Origin of the sequence: Vibrio sp. 1-1(7), from assembly GCF_013048485.1 — a bacterium.
Classification (GTDB): Bacteria; Pseudomonadota; Gammaproteobacteria; order Enterobacterales; family Vibrionaceae; genus Vibrio; species Vibrio fujianensis.
The window spans coordinates 597,999-611,864 of sequence record NZ_VHSP01000002.1 but is presented as its reverse complement, the minus strand read 5'-3'; the positions used below and the strand labels follow the sequence as shown (position 1 = coordinate 611,864).

Genomic DNA, 13,866 nt, shown 5'->3' with positions numbered 1-13,866 from the left:
TGTTTATGACACAATAATTTCAAATCAAAGAGACTTATGACTCAAAAATATCCAATACTCATCGCGGTGGGTTATCTCCTTATCGCTATGATGGCTATTCAATCTGGCTCATCGCTCGCGAAACAACTTTTTCCAATTGTTGGTCCGGGAGGCACAGTTGCTCTTAGAATTAGCCTTGCTGCACTGATCCTGCTTACTGTTTTTCGTCCTTGGCGAGTTTCACTGAGCCTCTCACAATGGCGATCCATGATCATTTATGGTGCGAGCTTAGGAGGAATGCAGATTTTATTCTATTTTGCGATTGAGCGTATTCCTCTCGGCATTGGGGTGGCACTGGAATTTTCTGGCCCCTTACTGCTCGCGCTCTTTTCTTCAAAACGTAAACTGGATATCGTTTGGGTTGCATTTGCGATTTGTGGCATGTTACTACTTTTACCAGACATGACCAGTTCAGACGCGTTAGATCCTATTGGTGTTTTACTCGCACTTAGTGCGGGCTGCTGTTGGGCTGGGTACATTTGGTTTGGTCAACGGGCGGGGCGAGTTGGATCAGGCGGTATGACCGTCGCCATTGGCATGACCGTCGCAGCGGTGATTATCTTCCCGATTGGGGTCATGACGGCAGAATCGAGTATTTTTACGTGGTCCATTTTACCCATGGCATTAACCATTGCCCTACTCTCTAGTGCACTCCCATACAGCCTAGAGATGCTAGCGTTAAAACGACTTTCTACCCAACATTTTAGTGTCATGATGAGTTTAGAGCCAGCCATTGCAGCTATGGCTGGGTTCCTTATTCTTCATGAACAGCTAGCTCTATCACAATGGTTAGCCATTAGCTTGATCATTAGCGCCTCTATGGGAAGTACATTAAGCGCTCAGCGGAAAAAGCACAGCACTTAAGGCGCAGACTTGCGCCTTAAGTCATGCAATAAATACCCGTGATGAGTCTTGCCGTAATGAGAATTGACAATGCAGCCATTTTATTGGCCCGAGTTATTTACGCTCTCTGGCCAAGTTTTGCGGTACCATCGGTGTGAAACCAAAGTGCTTCCGTACGACGACGCCCCAGTAATATTGGTCCATCATCGTAAAAAAGAAAGTTTTTCCAATGCCGTTTAAACAATGACCACTTCGTTTCAATGACATTATATTTCTCATAACAAAAGTAGACGGTGACATCATCTTGCCAATTTATATACGTTAAAATTGCTTGTGGCAGTGAGTCTTCATCACTTTCCCATTCACTGATCCAATCGACTTGCTCTATCCAATGGCCCGGTTTACTTGGCCAATCTTGAGAGCTAAACCGATCAGCATCAGGGCTTTGCGCACTGATATTTTCTTGCCAAAACTGGGCCGAACGCGTGGCAGTCATTGGCTTGATCTGAGCTAAGTCTTCCGCAGGTATCGGCATTGACTGATGAGTAAAAATCCATTTTCTTGGGTATTGTTCCAAAGGCAAATACGACATGAAATGTCCTTAGACGTTGGTCCAATCAACATTGATCGGAGAGTAAATAAAGAGTTATTTTGCTAAATTGGATGTCCAATGCGTATTAACTAATGAAGTGAGTACATGATCTTGCCATTGTCCATCAATCAACAGGTAATCTTTCGCCACGCCTTCACGAACAAACCCGAGTCGCTCCAAAACAGCGGCACTACGAACATTATGTGGCATATAGGCCGCCATAATTCGGTGCATATGTTGTTCTTCAAACAAATATTGGCATGCCATCGCCAATGCTCGAGTCATGATGTAACGCCCCTGAACATCTTCAGCTAATGAGTACCCAACATGACAGGCATAAAAAGGGAAACGGGTTAAATTACTAAATGAAATGGTCCCCAGCATGGTTTGATTTTTGGCATCCATAATCAGTAAATAATAACCCAACGCAAGCTTATGTAATTCATCCAACTTCATCAGCTTTTTCTGCCATCCACTGACCTGAAAAAACGCATCGTCTCGTTTGGGTTCCCATGGTTTGAGGTACTCACGGTTGACGGTAAAATATTGCACGATCATCAATGCATCTTCTCGTCTTGCGGTTCTTACAACAATTTCACCATCCGTTTGATAAACAGAATAAAATGGCACATTCATCAACGTTTCCTTATCCCATAATCACGTAATTTATTAGCAATTGAGGTATGAGAGACATTTAGCCGTTTAGCTAATTTCCGGCTAGAAGGAAAAGATTGGTATAGCTTGTCCAGTATTTGTGCTTCATACTCTTTCATGATTTCATCAAGTGAACCGTCTAGGTTGACACTAGCTAGGCCAGTTGCATTCGCTTCCCATGGGGGGAGATGAAAATAGTCAACCCGTAAAAGGTTATCGGGCATTTCGGTCAAAGCACGTAACACCATATTATCCAATTGACGCATATTCCCCGGCCAAGGATAATGGATCAGTTGCTCTAAAAGATCTTCAGCCAATTGAGGTTTAGCCATTGCTAATTTTTGCGTATGTTTGGCAATAAACAGCTCTAATAATGGCTGGATGTCACTCGGCCGCTCACGCAACGGAGGAATCCGCACGCTCAGCACGTTTAAGCGATAAAATAGGTCTTCTCGGAATTGTCCCGATTCGGCAAGCGTCGCAAGATGGTGACGAGTCGACGCAATAACGCGAACATCAACATGCATTTCATGCTCTTCACCAACCCGACGAAACGTGCCATCTTGTAAAAAACGCAGTAGTTTAATCTGCAGATGTGGGCTCATTTCACCAATTTCATCAAGAAATACAGTTCCACCGTTGGCTTGTTCAAAAATACCTTTGTGCCCCTGTTGATGGTTGAATGAACCGGGGGCATGCCCAAAAAGTTCTGTTTCAGCAGCATCATCTGGCATAGAAGCACAACTCAACACTAAGAAAGGCAAATTAGAACGATGTGAACGGTGATGACAAGCCCGGGCTAGCATCTCTTTCCCAGTTCCTGTTTCCCCTTCGATGAGAAGCGGCTGATCCAACATGGCTAATTTTTTCGCATGATTTATCAGTGATTTATGACGATTCGACACCCCTACAAAGTGTTCAAAACCTAAGTTATTATGCTCAGAAATGCTCATATCTTGTTGCAATGAAGCGAGCTGAGCACGTAAGATCATCATGCCGCTAGCCAATGTCGATTGCGCGGATTCATCACGAATATAAACTGGCATTAACTCCATCCGGTAGTCTAGACCGTCAATGACTAGCTCTTCTCGTATGCGAGCTTTGCTACCTTCGACCCAGCGCGAAAAGTTGAAGGCAGGCAGTAATTGGGTGATTGGTCGGCCAATCATTTCATGACGTTTTTTATTAAATAGAGTTAAAGCACTTTGATTCGCCATATCAATAGCGCCTTTTAAATCGATAGCTAATACCGCATCAGGGAGGTTATTAAGCAATGATATCAATTCCGTATTATGTCTCTCCATCGGCATAAACTGGATTTTACGGACATCTTTTACCCCTGCAATACGGCGAATTTCGGCCATAAGCTCACTAAAAGTATCAAAATCAATATCCGGGCAGTTCAGGTAAATAATGCCAACCACATCGATTTCGATCCCTCGAAGATCGATGTTTTTAGAGGCGAGAATATCAAGCAGCTCTCGGGTTAACCCAAGTCTGTCTTCACAAATGACTTCAAGGCGCACTGAATTGTATCCTAGTCAGAAAGTGTCACGAAAAGTTGACACTAGTGTCTATCAAGGCATAAAAAGGGTCAAGTAATTCTCAGTAAAATTATCAGAGAAGCCGATCTGAAAAATCGACGATACCCAAACAACTTGGCGTTGCTGGTAGGCAGCAAGTGAGTGACAAATTTATCTGGAACAAATTTGAACAGCCGTAGGCTGGCCTTTGGTGAGAGCCACAGATGGCTCTCATCATCTCCATGAGCATAGTTAGGCTATGTGATTGGGGTGAACGAACGTAGCCAACACCCCCTGCAGCTTCCAGTAGGAAGGGGATACTGGCTATTTAGTTACTAACTTCGTTATCTTTGCCATAATTTGTTGGCGAATTTCACGCAATTTTACCGCCCGCTCTGGTTGCCAAGGCAAAGGACGAAGCAAAGCCATGGCTTTTAACCCTAATCGAGCCGTCAATAACCCAACCCCAATCCCTTGTCCAATTCGCGCCGATATTTTTTTAGTTAAATCCATGGATAACATATCCATGCTGCTATCAATTGCCATTTCACTGGCTCCGGCTAACGCCATATTAATCAATACGGTTTTAAATAGCTGTAAGCGCGACCAGTAACCAAGCTCAATGCCATACACACTCGCGAGTTGCTCTATCATGGTCAAGTTACGCCAAGCAACAAACAACATATCAATTAACGCCAATGGACTGACGGCAACAAATACAGCCGCCTCGCTTGCATGGCGTGAAACAATCTGAGTAGCTTTTTTATCTTGCTCACTGATCACCATTGCATCGTAAAGCTGAATAATATCCGCATCACTATGGCTGCTATTGACGCTAGTTTGCCAGCGCTGATAAGCCACACTCTGCTGATTGATCTGTGCATGCTGAGCTAACATTTCACAAAATGGGCCCCCTTGACCAACAGCATCTTGCAAAATAAGATTTTCAGCCTGTTCTTGCACAGAAAAATGCTGACGAAGTTTACGTAGTTTCCAAAGTTCTTTCGCAATACTAGTTATGCCGAATCCTGCTAACCCAGTTAAAAAACCACTCCATGCTAAATTAAGCCAGTTAGCAGCTTGAAACGATGACCAGATAGAATCGATGGCTTGCCAGCCAATTAAACCCGAAAATAAAATAAACAAGCTAACGATCACCCTTTTTCTTCTGTGAGAAGGGCGAATGAGTTGTTCAAGTTTAACTTCTACCTCCCCTTCTTCTTCAACCATCACTTCAGGTATAAACCGCTCTTGCTCGGCAAAAGCAATTTTACGGGTTAGTGTTTCTGTCATTTCATCCTGTTTAAGGGACTGTTGAAAGACCTGCTTACTTTTTAAATCACTCATTTCAGCTTGTCTCCTAACAAAATTTCTAATGCTTTATCCATCCGGATATGCTGGCAAGGTTGATCGGCATCTGTCGACATGGGACGAAAATCAACAAAATCAAACTGATGTTGATGCCAATAATTCGGTTGAGGTAATTTTTTAGGCACTTCACCGGGGAAAAGTGTGATACTTTCTCCCGCCAAATTGGTACCTTGAATCGCCGCTGATTTTATCTGATTTGTTTCAATATAGCCGGAACAAGTCGCTCTAATTGAAGCCAGACTGATACAGCTCATAGTGATATTTTCATACGCAGCATACTGCCATGCCGGATGAATCATTTGTTGCAATAGTGAAACCATGTTGGGATGTTGATCTGGCGTAACATGATCTGCCTTAGTAGCCGCAAACAGAATTTTATCAATTTTAGGCGCAAATAAACGATGAAGCAGTCCGTTTCGACCATAACGAAAGCTGTGCATTATTTGCTCGATCGCTCCACGCATATCCATAAAAGATTCATACCCAGCATTCAACGGTGATAAGCAATCTACCAACACAATTTGTCGGTCAAAAGTAGAGAAATGATGCTTATAAAATGCCTTAACAACTTTATTTTTATACTCTTGGTAGCGGATATTAAGCAATTCTAACATGGAATTTTTAACCGGTATCTCTTCCTCTTCAGTGATCTGACAGGGAAAAAATTGCAAAACAGGAGCTCCAGCTAACTCTCCCGGTAAGACAAAACGCCCCGGCTGAACCCAATGTAACCCTTGCAGCTTACATTGATGGAGGTAATCGGTATATAACGAAGCAATATGCGCTAGCGTTTTTTCATCCGCTTCCTGATTCAGATCCAATGCCTCAAGTTCACGCAACCATGGTTTGGCTAATTCTGCTCGAATGCCGTGCAGCGCATTCATTTGCAGCTTAGACCATGTTATAAAATCCATATCTAATAACGGCAAGTCCAGTAACCATTCCCCCGGATAATCCACAATATCAAGATAGAGGGTACTAGTACCGCTTAATAATCGCTTGCTGCGTTTTTCTGAACGATATTTAATCGCTAAGCGTATTTCACTGACATCACGCGTCGGAACCGGCCACCTCGCAGGGGATTGCTGAAGTTGTTCCATCGCCTCATCATAACTAAAACGAGGAACCATTAAGTTACTTTGTGGTACACGCTTAGCACCAATAATACGTTTGTCTCTCACCGCTGAAAATAGAGGTAGTTGCTCATGGGTAGAAATGTGCAGTAATTGGTTAACTAACGAACTAATAAATGCCGTTTTACCCGCTCGAGACAGCCCCGTTACGGCCAAGCGCACATGGGAATCCAATCCTCGATGGATCAGATCACTGACTTCTTGAGCAATGTGCTTCATGAATAACTCCCACCTTGTTCCGATATTTGCTTGTTAGAAACGATCATTAGAGACGATAAAAAGATAACTAAACAAAGATAAGTAAACTTAGTAAAAAAACTACCGCACCTTAAGCCCAACAAGAGCGATATTGCGGGTAACAATCGCTCGAAAACGTTGAATACTCGAAAACGGTTACTACGAGATAAAAACGATGAAACTGTCACCAACAAAATTAATCGTCTTCAATTAATTTATAAATCACAAACAAGCTCACCTGTAATAAAACAAATAGCACACTAGAAATAATGACGTATTTATTATCAAACAGACCAACTCCGTGAAGAATGAGGTCATACATTAGAAAAACGCCAATGATAATCGCTATCAACATTTGCAAAAAACGGATAAATCGCGGCATGTTCTTCTCCTGAAAATTCAATGAGTTGTTTTAGGGTTAACAGCCCCTAGTATATACTCAACAGGCCTTAGTACACAAAAGGTGCAGCTATTGCTACACCTTTTGTTGTTCTTACGCTTTAAAAGTAACTAAACATTACTGAGCCGTTTGCGCAATTTTGACTCGCCAAGTATCTGGGCCAATCTGATGTGCATTTGCTCCTGTTGAATCGACGGCCACAGTGACAGGCATGTCTTCAACTTCAAATTCATAGATTGCTTCCATACCCAAATCTTCAAACGCAACGACACGGGCCTTCTTAATGGCTTTCGCTACTAAGTAAGCAGCCCCACCTACCGCCATCAGATATACGGCTTTATTTTTCTTAATAGACTCAACCGTTGCAGGCCCACGCTCTGCTTTACCAATCATGCCCATCACACCGACATCTTCTAACATCATGTCGGTAAACTTATCCATTCGAGTCGAGGTTGTCGGGCCTGCGGGTCCAACAACTTCATCACCGACGGCATCAACCGGGCCTACGTAGTAGATAAATTTCCCTTTTAGATCGACCCCTTCTGGTAAGCTCTCGCCATTTTGCAACATGGTTTGAATGCGCTTATGAGCCGCATCCCGGCCAGTAAGAATTTTACCTGACAGCAGCACGGTTTCTCCCGTTCTCCATGTTTCGATCTCTTGTTGTGTGACAGTATCCAAGTTCACTCGACGGGTATTTTCCCCCGCTTCCCAAGTAATTTCTGGCCAATCTTCTAACTTAGGAGGGGTTAATTCTGCCGGGCCTGAGCCATCTAGCGTAAAGTGTACATGGCGAGTCGCCGCACAGTTAGGGATCAAGCAAACGGGTTTTGAAGCCGCATGAGTTGGCGCGGTTTTAATTTTTACATCAACAACGGTTGTTAAACCACCTAGCCCTTGTGCACCAATGCCCAGCTTATTTACTCGGTTAAAGATGTCTAACCGAAGCTCTTCTTCAGCATTTTGTGGGCCACGCTTAATTAACTCTTGGATATCAATGTGTTCCATCAAAGATTCTTTGGCTAAAACGGCTGCTTTTTCTGCCGTTCCTCCAATACCAATCCCTAACATTCCGGGAGGGCACCAACCCGCCCCCATGGCAGGTAATGTTTTTTCTACCCATTCAGCAATATCATCCGACGGGTTTAGCATTGCCATTTTCGTTTTATTTTCACTACCGCCACCTTTCGCGGCGATTTGAATATCAACCTTGTTACCCGGCACCATATTAATGTGTACAACGGCTGGTGTATTATCTTTGGTATTGATTCGCTTACCCGCAGGATCCATCAATACCGATGCTCGTAGTGGATTTTCTGGATTAGTATAAGCCTGACGAACGCCTTCATCGATCATTTGTTGCACTGTCATATCGGTCGCGTCCCACTGAACGTCCATGCCAATATTGACAAAACAAGTAACAATGCCAGTATCCTGACAGATAGGGCGGTGTCCTTCTGCTGACATGCGTGAGTTAATCAAAATTTGGGCAATCGCATCTTTTGCCGCTTGGCTCTCTTCGCGATGGTAGGCTTGTTCTAATGCTTGAATAAAATCAAGGGGATGGTAATAAGAAATGTATTGAAGAGCATCAGCAACACTGCTGATCACATCTTGCTTGCGTATAACCGTCATTGCATGCCTCGTTATCATTATGCTTCCATGGGCCGACGCTTTGAGAATGTGTCTGAACGTCAGTAATGCCAAAGGCGAAAAACGACTGAATTAAACACATTGATCAAATAGCAGCTTTTAGCGTTTTATATTGATGCCTAACCTCAAGAGAAAAAACCTATGCGGTCAACTGCTTGAGGTTACGCTTTTATATGATACTCTTGCTTTCCTCAACACGCTATGCAGCGAAGCCTCCCTTTGTCACAAATTACACAAATGAACGCAGAAGAAGAAAAATCAATACAGATTCAATCCATCAACTATCAAAAAAACCTCGCCCATCAGCTTTTTTCTCAGATTGAGCATCTACCGTGGGCCATGCTGTTACGCTCACCATCAAAACAGCATACAGATAGCCGGTTTGATATTGTGGTGGCTAACCCGATTGTGACTTTAACAACCTTTGCCGATAAGACCGAAATCTGTGAACCACAAAGAGTGACAACGTCACTCAAAGACCCTTTTGAGCTTATAGCACAACTGCAAGCCACCTATTTGCCTCATGTTGATAACCAGCTTGATCTGCCCTTTATCGGGGGAGCGCTAGGCTACTTTAGTTATGATCTAGGGCGACAAATTGAACCATTACCCTCCCGTGCAATCCATGACTTATCGATGCCAGACATGGCGATTGGCCTGTATGAGTGGGCAATCGTCATCGATCATCAGCAAAAAATGGCTTACTGGGTGGGTCTTAACCTGACCAAAGCACAAACTTGGCTACAATCACAATCACAATCACAATCACAATCACAATCACAATCACAATCACGGCCATTTCAACTGACTACGGCTTGGCATTCAAACATGTCCGCAGAACACTACCAGCAAAAATTCGCCCAAGTACAACACTATTTACGATCGGGTGATTGTTATCAAATCAACCTTGCTCAACGTTTTAAAGCTGGTTACCAAGGTAGTGAATGGCTCGCTTACCAAAAATTAGAACAGAGCAATCAGGCTCCTTTTTCTGCCTTCATACGGCTAGAAGAAGGCGCGATTCTCAGCGTTTCACCGGAACGCTTTATACTCATTGATCAAGGTGAGATTGAAACCAAACCGATTAAGGGAACTCGCCCACGGAGTGATAACCCACAGCAAGATAGGATGAATGCGATAGAACTGGCTGAAGCAGAGAAAGATCAAGCCGAAAATTTAATGATCGTTGACCTACTACGTAATGATATTGGCCGTGTGGCCAAACCTGGTAGCGTTCATGTCCCTAAGCTCTTTGCCATCGAAAGTTTTCCGGCCGTTCACCATTTAGTCAGTACCATTCGCGCTCAGTTGGATACACATTATCAACAAACCGATTTGTTACGCGCCAGTTTTCCCGGCGGCTCAATTACAGGAGCCCCCAAGGTTCGAGCGATGCAGATTATTGAGGAGTTAGAACCACATCGCCGTAGTGCTTATTGCGGCTCCATTGGCTATATCAGCCGTCATGGACGCATGGATACCAGCATTAGTATTCGTACCTTGCTCGCGCATCAACAACAATTGTATGCGTGGGCTGGGGGCGGAATTGTCGCAGACAGTGACTGTGGCGCTGAATATCAGGAAACGTTAGATAAACTCTGTTGTATCCTGCCTATTCTTGCACAGTAAAATAGGATAAAAATCGACAACCGATGGACACCGCTAACTTGACTAGAGATCAACTATTACAACGTTTTCTTTTAACCATACCCAGTGACTATCATGCGCAATCACTCCACCGTGCCGCTCATTTATCGCCTGATTCATTACAAAAAGCGTCCGTCTTGGTTGGATTTGTTGAACGTAAGCACGGATTAAATGTTATTTTCACAAAACGAGCTGCTCACCTTAAACATCATCCGGGGCAGGTTAGCTTTCCTGGCGGAAAATATGAAGAAAGTGATGGATCGCTTTATCAAACCGCTAAGCGTGAAACTCAAGAAGAAATTGGTGTCTCAATGTGTGACATAGAAATCTTAGGTAAACTACCCGATTTAGTCACCGTCAGCCGTTTTGTGGTCACGCCTATTGTGGGATTGATTGATGCCAGTTATAACGCTCGCATCGATCCTAATGAAGTTGATGAAATTTTTGAAATTCCAGCCTGTTACTTACTTGATCAACGTAAACTCTATAGTGGTACTTTTCAAATACAAAATACCTGGCATAGAGTATTTGCGCTGCCATATAAACATCATTTTATATGGGGTATGACCGCTCAAATCATTCAAGCGCTACAAAAACACATTAATCTTCCCCATTAATCGCGATTTATCGGCTTTTATTGTATGGCTTTTTTATCTACTTTTATCTTGTCATCGCCACAAATAAACGCTCGTCATAAGATAAACTTAGTCAAATGCGACTTCGAATAAATCTATCTAATCAATTCATTAACATTTTTTACATGTAGCACAGTTTTTTCGTGATCGTGAGTTAGTTTTTGACATCTCATTCAATAACACAGGTAATACATGATTTAGATCTATTTTTTATTGTAAAAAAAAACGCAAAATTGCATCCGATTTATTTCCTGTTCCCAAAATGAGTAAATTACCCATGAACACAACCACAAAGGTTTTATCGACCACACAATCTTCTGGTAAATGGACCTATAAAGATTTTGTATGGTCACTGTCACTTTTTGGCACTGCCGTCGGCGCGGGTGTCCTTTTTTTACCAATTAAAGCTGGTGCGGGTGGATTTTGGCCATTAGTTATTTTAGCCCTACTCGCTGCTCCTATGACTTGGTTTGCCCATAAAGGATTAGCTCGTTTCGTCCTTTCTGCCAGCAAACCTGACTCTGATATTACAGATACCGTTGAAGAACACTTTGGTAAAACTGGCGCTAACCTTATCACTTTTGCTTACTTTTTTGCCATTTACCCTATTGTTCTCATCTATGGTGTCGGCATTACCAATACCGTAGACTCTTTTTTAGTCCATCAAATCGGTATGGCTTCAATTCCGCGTTGGCTACTCTCTGGTGCACTCATTGCAACCATGACTGCAGGAGTGGTATTTGGTAAAGAGCTGATGCTAAAAGCAACATCGGCCATGGTTTATCCGCTGGTTTTTATTTTACTCGCACTTTCCTTCTTTCTGATTCCAGACTGGAATACCTCTATGATGGAAACCTCACCAGATTGGTCGGCAATGCCGGTCATTGTGTGGCTTGCTATTCCTATCATCGTTTTTTCTTTTAACCATAGTCCGATCATTAGCCAATTCACTAAGGTACAACGTCTTGAGCATGGTGATAATGCTGTCGCAAAAACAGATATGATTACCGCCGGATCAGCTATGATGCTAATGGGCTTCGTGATGTTTTTTGTTTTCTCGGTAGTACTGTCTCTGACGCCCGAGCAACTTCATATGGCGCAAGAACAAAACATCAGTGTATTGTCTTATCTTGCTAATGTGCATGAATCACCATTGATTTCTTATCTAGGTCCAATTGTCGCCTTCGCTGCAATTACGTCGAGTTACTTTGGCCACTTCTTAGGCGCTCATGAAGGTTTAGTCGGATTAGTCAAATCACGTAGCCAACTCTCCATTAGCAAAATTGAAAAGATCTCATTAGTCTTTATCGTTCTCACAACTTGGATCATTGCTATTATTAACCCAAGTATTTTAGGCATGATCGAAACGATGGGCGCTCCAATGATCGCCGCAATTTTGTTTATACTGCCGGTTTTTGCCATGAAAAATGTTCCTGCAATGGCAAAATATAAGACATCGGCACCGGTACAAATTTTTACAGTTATTTGTGGTTTTGCTGCTATTAGTTCTGTAATCTACGGCGCTCTTTAATCTATGCATCAATGTATTCTTCTAGGTGACTTGGCGTTGCAGGTAGGCAGCAAGTGAGAAAAGCCCCATGAATAGCGTTCAACGATATGGCTGGGATAAGCAAACGTCATCGGCATAGCGACTTCAAGTAAGAAGGATATATGAGCTTAAAACATAAAATATAATTGATAAATAGGCCTCCCTTTATAAGGGGGGCCTGATTTTGAGGCAATCAATATGATTAGTGTATTTGATATCTATAAAATTGGTGTCGGTCCGTCAAGCTCACACACGGTCGGCCCAATGAAAGCGGGAAAACAATTTATTGATGACCTGCGCGCGATGGGAAAATTGCGCGACATCACTAAAATTACCGTTGATGTTTATGGATCATTATCACTGACAGGGAAAGGTCACCACACAGATATTGCTATTATTATGGGCTTGGCAGGAAACACTCCTGAAAAAGTCGATATTGATGCAATTCCCAGCTTCATTGCTCGTGTTGAAGAAACCGAACGCCTTCCAGTCGGCATGCACTGTCATACCGTCGCCTTCCCCCGTGACGGCGGAATGAATTTTCATAAAACCAATTTATCACTCCACGAAAATGGCATGCAAATCCATGCTTGGATCGACGAACAAGTCGTTTATACCAAAACTTACTATTCGATCGGTGGCGGCTTTATTGTCGATGAAGAAAACTTTGGTAAAACCATTGACTCGCCGATCCAAGTTCCCTACCCATTTAGCAGTGCCGAACAGTTGGTCAATCAATGTAGAGAGCATGGATTATCTATTAGCACCTTGGTGATGGCCAATGAGAAAGCTATTCATTCGGATGAAGAAGTTCGCCGCTATTTTGCCAATATCTGGCGCACGATGCGTGAATGTATGGAGCGAGGTATGAGTACCGAAGGTATTTTACCGGGTCCTTTACGTGTACCACGCCGTGCCGCAGCATTACGCCAACAATTATTAACCTCAGAAAAAACCACTAACGACCCGATGGCCGTAGTCGACTGGGTAAATATGTATGCCTTTGCCGTCAATGAAGAAAATGCCGCGGGTGGTCGTGTCGTAACAGCACCGACTAACGGAGCTTGTGGTATTATTCCGGCAGTACTCGCCTATTACGATAAGTTCATTCAAACCGTCACAGAAAAAGATTATATCCGCTATTTTGCTACCTCGGGTGCTATTGGTGGGCTCTATAAACAAAATGCCTCAATTTCTGGAGCAGAAGTAGGCTGTCAGGGCGAAGTCGGTGTCGCCTGTTCCATGGCGGCTGCGGGATTAGCCGAACTATTAGGTGGCAGTCCAGAACAGGTGTGTATGGCTGCAGAAATCGCAATGGAACACAACCTAGGCTTAACCTGTGATCCTGTCGCAGGTCAGGTACAAGTGCCTTGTATTGAACGAAACGGAATCGCGGCAGTTAAAGCCATTAACTCAACCCGTATGGCTATGCGTCGCTCTTCCGCACCGCGAGTTTCTTTAGATAAAGTGATCGAAACCATGTTTGAAACCGGAAAAGACATGAATGCGAAATATCGTGAAACCTCTCAAGGTGGGTTAGCCGTGAAAGTCATCTGCTAATTTCGACACAAAACTCTGAGTATACTAAGC

Annotated in this window: 12 protein-coding genes; 5 read left to right on the top strand and 7 right to left on the bottom strand. The window is 43.3% G+C overall.

Annotation, left to right across the window (positions count from 1 at the left end; translation table 11 throughout):
- Positions 1-36 precede the first annotated feature (36 nt).
- Positions 37-903, top strand: coding sequence for an EamA family transporter (locus FKN05_RS10675; protein ID WP_099611196.1), 867 nt, complete (start codon positions 37-39; stop codon positions 901-903).
- A 97-nt stretch (positions 904-1,000) separates the two neighbouring features.
- On the opposite strand, the gene FKN05_RS10670 is transcribed toward FKN05_RS10675, so the two are convergent.
- From FKN05_RS10670 to FKN05_RS10640, 7 genes are all read right to left on the bottom strand, one after another.
- The gene (locus FKN05_RS10670) at positions 1,001-1,474 is read right to left on the bottom strand and encodes a DUF2947 domain-containing protein (protein WP_161427813.1); all 474 of its coding nucleotides are present in this window, start codon (positions 1,472-1,474) and stop codon (positions 1,001-1,003) included.
- 54 nt (positions 1,475-1,528) lie between these two features.
- Complete coding sequence (gene rimJ, locus FKN05_RS10665; RefSeq protein WP_099611195.1) at positions 1,529-2,110, bottom strand: ribosomal protein S5-alanine N-acetyltransferase; 582 nt, start codon at positions 2,108-2,110, stop codon at positions 1,529-1,531.
- Positions 2,110-3,654 carry a transcriptional regulator TyrR gene (gene tyrR / locus FKN05_RS10660; protein ID WP_099611194.1) on the bottom strand — a complete coding sequence of 515 codons (1,545 nt, stop codon included), beginning with the start codon at positions 3,652-3,654 and terminating at the stop codon, positions 2,110-2,112. Before tyrR ends, rimJ begins: the two co-directional genes overlap by 1 nt.
- A gap of 321 nt (positions 3,655-3,975) precedes the next feature.
- Positions 3,976-4,998 carry a YcjF family protein gene (locus FKN05_RS10655; protein ID WP_170887470.1) on the bottom strand — a complete coding sequence of 341 codons (1,023 nt, stop codon included), beginning with the start codon at positions 4,996-4,998 and terminating at the stop codon, positions 3,976-3,978.
- Positions 4,995-6,374 (bottom strand): YcjX family GTP-binding protein, encoded by a 1,380-nt coding sequence (locus FKN05_RS10650; protein WP_161427810.1) that lies wholly within the window; start codon positions 6,372-6,374, stop codon positions 4,995-4,997. The genes FKN05_RS10655 and FKN05_RS10650 overlap by 4 nt, the downstream gene beginning before the upstream one ends.
- Before the next feature lie 214 nt (positions 6,375-6,588).
- Positions 6,589-6,774, bottom strand: coding sequence for a hypothetical protein (locus FKN05_RS10645; RefSeq protein WP_099611191.1), 186 nt, complete (start codon positions 6,772-6,774; stop codon positions 6,589-6,591).
- Between the two features lie 135 nt (positions 6,775-6,909).
- Positions 6,910-8,427, bottom strand: coding sequence for a fumarate hydratase (locus tag FKN05_RS10640; protein ID WP_170887469.1), 1,518 nt, complete (start codon positions 8,425-8,427; stop codon positions 6,910-6,912).
- Between the two features lie 237 nt (positions 8,428-8,664).
- Between FKN05_RS10640 and pabB the strand changes: the two genes are divergently transcribed.
- The 4 genes from pabB (at position 8,665) to FKN05_RS10620 (ending at position 13,836) form a co-directional block, all read left to right on the top strand.
- Complete coding sequence (gene pabB / locus FKN05_RS10635) at positions 8,665-10,074, top strand: aminodeoxychorismate synthase component 1 (RefSeq protein ID WP_249339305.1); 1,410 nt, start codon at positions 8,665-8,667, stop codon at positions 10,072-10,074.
- Positions 10,075-10,097: 23 nt separating this feature from the next.
- Positions 10,098-10,709 carry a CoA pyrophosphatase gene (locus FKN05_RS10630; RefSeq protein WP_170887468.1) on the top strand — a complete coding sequence of 204 codons (612 nt, stop codon included), beginning with the start codon at positions 10,098-10,100 and terminating at the stop codon, positions 10,707-10,709.
- 295 nt (positions 10,710-11,004) lie between these two features.
- On the top strand, positions 11,005-12,258 hold the full coding sequence (locus tag FKN05_RS10625) for an aromatic amino acid transport family protein (protein WP_161428510.1): 1,254 nt from the start codon (positions 11,005-11,007) through the stop codon (positions 12,256-12,258).
- A 216-nt stretch (positions 12,259-12,474) separates the two neighbouring features.
- Entirely contained in the window at positions 12,475-13,836 is a 1,362-nt protein-coding gene (locus tag FKN05_RS10620) for an L-serine ammonia-lyase (protein ID WP_099611189.1), read from the top strand.
- Positions 13,837-13,866: the final 30 nt, after the last annotated feature.